Below are 6711 nucleotides of genomic sequence, written 5' to 3'. Positions count from 1 at the left end.
TGCTCTATCCTGAAACCTCTTGGGAAGCTTCTCCAGAACAACAACAGCTCTCTCCTCCCTAGCTACCTTAATAACGAAAGACGCAACCTTGTTCCTCAAGTCTCTTTTAACGTGCTTCTCCCGTAGCTTCCTAAAAGCTATCCTGAGAGACCTCGTGTTATTTCCATGCTTTTTCTGGAGAATTCTCCTCCTGTAGGCGTAGCCCAGGACAATCCTGCTGTGGTTGGTTACGATCGTGATAGCCCTGCGATCGGGTAGTATGAGTAGAGTTACGTTGTTCTCGTTTACATCCACACCGACAACCTTGCCGTAGTTTTCCTCTTGCTTAGCACTCCTGGAGAACACCACGTAGAGCTTGAGCCTCTTGCTCTCAAGCTTCCACCTACAGGAGCTTCTGAGAACCCATCCAGTATTGTGGTATCTGTAGAACTGCTTGTGGAGTAGCAACGGTACTTTTACCCATCCCATGTGGGTAGCTACTGAAACTCCTTGTAGAGTGTGCTTCCACATCTGGTTATCACAGCCAACACTCCACGTTCTCACCTCTGGCTTGTCCGTGTAAGCAAGACCTTTCTTCTCCAGCTTGAGGAAAGACTTCAGCCTAGTAGATGCGTCGCGTACTGCTTCATGAATGTAGTGTGATGGTAGCTCTGGGTACTTCTCCCTAAAGTACTTGTAGGGTTCTTTCTTCGCTTTCACCCATGAGGTTGTGCCTTTGGTGTACATGTAGTCTAGTGCTTCTCTCAGCATCTCTCCATAGGCTTTGTAAACGTAGCTGAGGACTGTGAGCTTCTTGCTCGTAAGCTCTGGTGATACCAGTACCACTGTTCTCTCAAGAATCTCTGGTCGATTCTTCAACGCACTTCACCAGCTTCTCATACCCATGGCTTCTCTTACCGTATATCTTTGCCGCAAAAGACGTGACTATCTCGATCATGTCTTCAACAAGCTCCTGCATGTAGTCCTTCGGCTCCTCCTGGAAAGCAACAACTACGTCAACGCCGTAGGCTTTGAACACCTCGTGGAGGTAGGTGAAGCCAAACCTTGTTAACCTATCCCTGTAGGCAACAACGAGAACGTCGAACTCGTGCTTCTTAGCCATGTCCAGAACCTTCCTCAGTCCTCTCCTATCCTCATTCAACCCACTAGCGATATCTGATACTACTGCTACGAGCCTCCAACCCTATTTACGACAAAATATAAAAACTTTGTTTAGACAAATGCTTTGGTGATTAAGCTGAGGAACAGGGATAAAGTGATAGGTACTTTAAAGTTTGTTAGGAGGTTCTACGATAGGATTGGTTGGGGAGATAAGGTTGAGGAGGTTGACGAGATATTCATGAATTCGCTGGAGGAGCTTTTCTACTAGATCTACCGTTAAACCTCCACACCTATCATTCTCAGCGTCTTCCTCAATGTTGGAATGCATGCATCAGGAATCCAGATGTCGAGTATTCTCTCTATAGTGTTTTTAGTGTTAGCGACTATCTCTGCGACGTTACCGTACCCTGTTTTGAGATATCTGAGCCCCTGGAGGTATGTTGCTACCGCGTCTGAGAGCTTAACCAGCCTGGCTTCCGGACTGCCACCCCTATTAAGATCTTCAAGGAGTTCAGCGTAATCTCTCAGACCTAGCTCACTCATCGCCTCTAACTCAACTCCGTTAAATAGTTCCGGCGCTCGGGACTTAACCAACTTCACTATATCGCCGATCACCACCTCTGGTACGTCATGGAGTAGACTCATTCTCAGAACCTTCTCGACGCTAACTGTATCGCATTCGCTGTTAAGCACGTCAGCTAAATACATGCCTATTAAAGTGACTTCAAAAGTGTGTCCTGCAACGGTCTCAGCTATCGAATTAGGAACCCCCCTGATGACCCAGCCACTCCTAACAACGTATTTCAGATTCGAGATTCTCTCTAACCGCACACTAACACCCAGTAAGAACCATGGTTGAGACTCAATAAATCTACTGCCTCAGAGAATAATTGAGCGTGGTAGGATCTATATTAGTGATTTATGCATATAACCGGCATGACGGCGCTCCCAACGTCAACCTTATTAGTATGTTTTTCAAAAATATAGTTTTGGAGGGTTCGTGGTTGGGTTTTGATGAGGGTTTGTTAACGTGGTTAATCGATGAAGGCACTGCCTCAGGCGCTTCCTACGTCGAGACACGTTACCAGAGAGACCACGGCATCACGGTCGCCTTAAGGAATGGAAGGGTTCTCGGGCTTGCCTCGTTCAGCGAGGAGGGGGTTGGGATCAGGGTTCTGGTTAATGGGTCTCTAGGTTTTGCCGCTACCAACGACTTAAGTAGGGAAGGTCTGAGGGAAGCCCTTACCAAGGCGGTCGGTAGAGCCAGATCTATGGCATCGTTAAGGAGGGTGCCCATACAGTTTACTGATGAGAGAGTGGGCAGGGCATCATATGAGGTTTTAACCAGAATTAGGTTAGAGGAAGTTACTGCGGAAAGTCTAATAGACCTGGGTAAAGAAGTGCATGGGACGCTGCTTAAACTAGTTAATGAGGTCAAACTACCCGTATGCACGTTCGAGGCAGGAACACGCATGCAGGAGAAGGTGGTAGTGACTTCAGAGGGTGCCTACGTAAGGTCCAGAGTTCCGAGGATGTCAATAGGCGTTAACCTGGTTCTCACGCATCCGCAGAAGGGGACATTACAGAGGGTGAAGGACTTCGCGGGCTCTGGAGGTGGTGAATTACTTAAGGAATGGAGTCCTGCGGAAGTTCTTGCTGAGGAGGTTAAGAACCTTGAGATGGTGTTGGTTAAAGGAGTCGAGCCTCCTAAGGAGCCAGTCGATGTCGTTGTAGGATCTGAGATAGTGGGTCTCCTAGTTCATGAGTCAGCAGGCCATCCAATGGAGGCTGATAGGATATTAGGACGTGAGGCTGCTCAAGCAGGGGAGTCTTACGTCAAGCCTGATATGATAGGCAAGTTTAAAGTAGGCAGTGAATTAGCTACAGTTATTGAAGACCCAACGATCCCTGGTAGTAATGGATTCTACCTATATGACGACGAGGGAGTGCCCGCCAGAGCTAGGTACCTCTATAAGGAAGGGATAATTAACGAAGCATTGCACAATCGACACACTGCAAGCATTTTCGGGACTAGGAGCAACGCAGCCGCCAGAGCTATGAACTATGCTTCAGAACCGATAGTGAGGATGAGCAATACGTACTTCAAGCCAAGCAACATGAGTTTCGAGGAGCTTATAGAGGATATAAGTATGGGTATCTTCATGAAGTCCTATATGGAATGGAACATAGATGACATTAGGTGGAATCAGAGGTACGTTGGATTGGAGGCTTACATAATCAGAAGCGGTGAGCTGGCCGGGCCTGTTAGAAACCCCATCCTTGAGGTGACTACCCAGGGATTCTACAGCAACGTGGTGGCAGTGGACAAGGAACTCAGGTTCTATCCTGGGACGTGCGGTAAGGGTGAACCACCGCAAGGAGTCCCCGTGTGGTTCGGTGGACCTAACGTCAGGTTATCTAAGATTAGATTAGGGGTGAGCGCATGACAACGGACTCTATAGAAATAGGTAGAAGGGTAGTTGAGAAGTTAAGGAGTAGATTCGACGATGTTGCAGCACTTCTTAGAACCCGCGATAGAGTAATGGTTAAACTGTGGAATACAGAACCTTCCGTAACTCAGAATTGGCTGACAACAGAGGTAGCTCTCCTCCTAACTAAATCCAGGAGAGTGGTGATTCTAGAATTCTCTGTGGGCAGTCCTCATGAAGTGCTTGAAGCCGTTGAGAACGTCTCAGGAGTTGTGGAGAGGATTGAGGAGTCAGAACTGTATGCGCCTTTACCAGAGCCGCCGGAGGTTAAGCCCATTGAGGGCATGTTTGACCCGAATTTAGTGCATGTCATGAGCGATCCAGCGCCTTTAGCTCAAAAGATGATTGATGCAGCCCTCTCTGAAGGGGTCGATAGAGTCGCAGGCACTCTAACGTTGAGCAGGGAGCTTAGAGCCTTAGTGACTAGCAAGGGCTTCGAAGGCAGTGAAGAGAGAACATATGTTGAGACTTACTTAAGAGCGTTCAAAGGCGAGTTCAGCGGCCACTGGGCTCACGGATCATCACACATCAATGAGCTCGAGATTAAGAAAGTCGGCATGAGGGCAGGCATGTACGCAACTATAACCAAGAACAGGGTGGATTTGCAGCCTGGCAGATATGACGTCGTGTTATCCCCCCTAGTTGTAGGAAACTTAATGAATTACGTGTCACACATGTCTTCAGCGTTGGCCGTCCTAATGGGTTACTCCATATTTGTCAAGTACAAACCGGGGGAGAGAGTTGCTTCAGAAAAACTCACGTTGGTGGACGCCCCGAGGGATCCTGCGTTGCCTAACGCAACATCATTCGATGATGAGGGGATCCCAACATTCAATAAACCGATAATAGAGAAAGGAGTCTTCCGCAATCTACTCCACAACTCAGGCACCGCATCTAAGCTAAGAGCACGATCAACAGGCAATTCAGGGTGGTTAATGCCCACAGCCTGGAACCTGCATCTGGAACCGGGCGACCTGAACGAAGATGAACTACCTAACGAACTGAGAAACGGCGTGATAATAACTAATAACTGGTACACCAGATTACAGAATTACGTTGAGGGTCTCTTCTCAACAGTCGCCCGTGATGCAGCGCTCTTAGTTAAGAATGGTGAGATAGTAGGCGATGTTGGCAGGATAAGAATGGCAACAAGCTTCCCCATGTTATTGAGCAATGTGGATGAATTAACGAGACAGGTGTATGACATTATGTGGTGGGAGGTTCGGACGCCGACTAAATCACCCTACGTCCTAGTAAGGAACGTCGAACTAACTAAACCATTCATATGATTTTAGGATAATCGAAGTGTAAACTGATTCAAGGCCAGACCCTTCTTAAACTGCTTCCTCACCCTACAACTCGGCGGCTCCGTACTCCCCTGAGAACTCATCGCCTATCTCCTTGCTACACCAGGCTTCAGGACATCCTTTACCGTACCTTATAGCTGGTTTTGAGAGTTTCGTTAAGAGGGCTACCCTGGAAGGTGTTGAGTGTGACACTAACCTGTAGCCGGATTCCTCAGCCAGTTTGCTGGCAAAGTCAAGTACCTCATTCATTGAAGGCATGTTATCCCTGCTTAACCTGTCGGTAGAGCCGCCCACATGCATGTAGGCCTTAGGTTCGACATATGTTGGGGAAGCTATGTCAATCAATTTAGCGAACCCCTTAACATCCTTCTCACCCATGTTGAATCCCTTAACTAGGGTTATCCTTATGACTGTTGGAGAGGAGAACGAGGGCAATATCTCTAAGGTTTTTAATGTCTTTTCCCACCCCCTACTTACGAGAGGTCTGTTGAAATAGGAATACATCTCCTTGCTCCATGCCTCCAACGACACATACAGCTGAGTCGGCTCATCCTCCAAGGACGCCAGAACTTCTGGTCTTATACCTCTGGTCACTAGGAATGTTGTTAACCCTCTCCTATGATATGCCTGGATTAACTCTCCTAACCTAGAATACAACGTAGGTTCGCCAGTCAACGATATAGCAACATGTTTGGGATTCATAGCCTCACTCCACATTTCTTTAGAGGTCATGTGCTTGTACCCGCTCACGATCCTCCTGTGTTCCTCTATAGCTAGATCCGCTATGATGTCAGGATCGTCTAAACCATGTATCTTTATTAGATCCTCCTCTTTCAAACCTAGATCCTGAGGTCTCACTCTCCAGCAATGGAGGCAGGCGTTCCAACACCACAGCGTCGAGGGGGTGAATTGGACGCACCTATGTGACTCTATTCCATAAAACTTGCATTTATAGCAAAACCTCCCTTGGGTGAGGGCGTTATGAACCCAGAGACATTTCTTGACGGCTGAGTGTGAACCTATCAAATGATACTTCTGATTCTTCAGTCTATTCATAACCATGGTGTAAGGGTCTGCTTCCCCCGTCTGCACCGGAAGTCTTAATGCTCTCCTTATACTTGCCACCATGTCTCAAATAGTTAAAGCTGTAATAAACCTAGGTTTGACCATGACCCACGTCCGATGTTCCGGAGGAACCACTAGCACCCCATTTTCTAATGTACCTTCCCAGCGAATCGCTTATCCTTTGAGGGTCTAGGTAGAGCTCGCTAGCGTTTAACTCCCTAAGCATGTCGAACGCGCCGGCAATTACTGCATCCCCATCCTTTTGCCTCGCCAATTCAAACAGCGTCTCACTGAACGACCATGGATAGTAAATCCAAACCCACTTCTCAACTAGCTCGACATAATAGTCAGGTTTTAGAGAGCTTGAGGTCTTATAATGCAGGACTGCAGTCTTAACCTTCGATGCCCCCAGGTCATTCACAAGCCTAACGATTCTCGACATAGTAGACCCTGTATCTACAACCTCATCAACTATCAGAACCTTCTTCCCACCAAGGTTAAGCCCTCCATAATAGCTGATCTCAGGTTCTTTGAATATTATACCGCCAACCCCCCAGAACCTTGACCTAACCACGTGAAGATCGTCAACCCCGATCACATCGCTGACTATGCGAGCCGGCACCAGTCCTCCTCTTGATATGGTGACGACCGTTGAGAAGTCCTCACTCGAATCGAGTATGGACTCAGCCAACCTGTAGCACATGCTAAGAGCCTTACTCCAGGGTACGTAGAGAACCTCCATGAAAGCT

At 47.7% G+C, this 6711-nt stretch carries 7 protein-coding genes and 1 pseudogene; 3 read left to right on the top strand and 5 right to left on the bottom strand.

The features are described 5' to 3' along the window. Both QW772_08340 and QW772_08335 read right to left on the bottom strand, forming a co-directional pair. The coding region (locus tag QW772_08340; protein ID MEM0038918.1) for a transposase at nucleotides 1-858 on the bottom strand (858 nt) is incomplete at its 3' end. Further along, a pseudogene (locus tag QW772_08335) lies at nucleotides 833-1171 on the bottom strand (IS607 family transposase). The gene QW772_08340 and the pseudogene QW772_08335, both read right to left, overlap by 26 nt. 57 nt (nucleotides 1172-1228) lie before the next feature. Here QW772_08335 and QW772_08330 point away from each other — a divergent pair. After that, the gene (locus QW772_08330; GenBank protein ID MEM0038917.1) at nucleotides 1229-1369 is read left to right on the top strand and encodes a hypothetical protein; all 141 of its coding nucleotides are present in this window, start codon (nucleotides 1229-1231) and stop codon (nucleotides 1367-1369) included. Nucleotides 1370-1377: 8 nt separating this feature from the next. Here QW772_08330 and QW772_08325 read toward each other — a convergent pair whose 3' ends face one another. Continuing rightward, nucleotides 1378-1932 (bottom strand): HD family hydrolase, encoded by a 555-nt coding sequence (locus QW772_08325; GenBank protein ID MEM0038916.1) that lies wholly within the window; start codon nucleotides 1930-1932, stop codon nucleotides 1378-1380. A 158-nt stretch (nucleotides 1933-2090) separates the two neighbouring features. Between QW772_08325 and QW772_08320 the strand changes: the two genes are divergently transcribed. Both QW772_08320 and QW772_08315 read left to right on the top strand, forming a co-directional pair. Beyond that, nucleotides 2091-3548 (top strand): TldD/PmbA family protein, encoded by a 1458-nt coding sequence (locus QW772_08320; protein MEM0038915.1) that lies wholly within the window; start codon nucleotides 2091-2093, stop codon nucleotides 3546-3548. After that, nucleotides 3545-4879, top strand: coding sequence for a TldD/PmbA family protein (locus tag QW772_08315; protein MEM0038914.1), 1335 nt, complete (start codon nucleotides 3545-3547; stop codon nucleotides 4877-4879). Before QW772_08320 ends, QW772_08315 begins: the two co-directional genes overlap by 4 nt. 63 nt (nucleotides 4880-4942) lie before the next feature. Here the strand turns inward: QW772_08315 and twy1 are convergent, their stop codons facing one another. Together twy1 and QW772_08305 are read right to left on the bottom strand one after the other, a co-directional pair. Further along, complete coding sequence (gene twy1 / locus QW772_08310) at nucleotides 4943-5953, bottom strand: 4-demethylwyosine synthase TYW1 (protein ID MEM0038913.1); 1011 nt, start codon at nucleotides 5951-5953, stop codon at nucleotides 4943-4945. 100 nt (nucleotides 5954-6053) lie between these two features. Further along, nucleotides 6054-6704 (bottom strand): phosphoribosyltransferase, encoded by a 651-nt coding sequence (locus tag QW772_08305; GenBank protein ID MEM0038912.1) that lies wholly within the window; start codon nucleotides 6702-6704, stop codon nucleotides 6054-6056. Nucleotides 6705-6711 lie beyond the last annotated feature (7 nt).

This window comes from Zestosphaera sp. (assembly GCA_038727705.1).
Classification (GTDB): Archaea; Thermoproteota; Thermoprotei_A; order Sulfolobales; family NBVN01; genus Zestomicrobium.
This window is presented reverse-complemented; position numbering and strand designations above follow the sequence as displayed.

Coding starts and splice junctions, on each gene's coding strand:
- twy1 (MEM0038913.1), bottom strand. CDS start 5,953: ATGAATAGACTGAAGAATCAGAAGTATCATTTGATAGGTTCACACTCA.
- QW772_08305 (MEM0038912.1), bottom strand. CDS start 6,704: ATGGAGGTTCTCTACGTACCCTGGAGTAAGGCTCTTAGCATGTGCTAC.
- QW772_08315 (MEM0038914.1), top strand. CDS start 3,545: ATGACAACGGACTCTATAGAAATAGGTAGAAGGGTAGTTGAGAAGTTA.